Genomic DNA, 319 nt, shown 5'->3' on the forward strand with positions numbered 1-319 from the left:
TTTTTTCTGATTGCAAGAGTCTTGTTTATTTATATTGATCTTGGTCAATAGAAAAACCCAAGAAGTTTTCCACCAGTGTGTTTTCTTCGGGCCTCCTCATGGTCCATAATGCCGCTGGACGTAGTGATGACAAGGTATCCAAACTGTCTGGATGGCAAAAGATTGCTTGCCCACTGTTCGATGTCATGAACCTTCAAGTCATAACGAGGACTTATGACGCCACACTTGTTAAGTCTTCCTGTAAGATTGACTACAATTTTGCCAGCTCTGTGGTCATCCACAATTTCAAATTCACCAATGTATCCATGCTTCATCATAA

The 319-nt window shown here is 40.8% G+C and carries 1 protein-coding gene; it reads right to left on the reverse strand.

Annotation, left to right across the window (positions count from 1 at the left end; genetic code table 11):
* Positions 1 to 44 precede the first annotated feature (44 nt).
* Positions 45 to 319 (reverse strand): 30S ribosomal protein S8 (rpsH, locus tag ACYQ78_RS39385; protein WP_459806104.1); only part of this gene is annotated, 275 nt, incomplete at its 5' end.

The sequence above is a fragment of the Herbidospora sp. RD11066 genome (genome assembly GCF_054661255.1).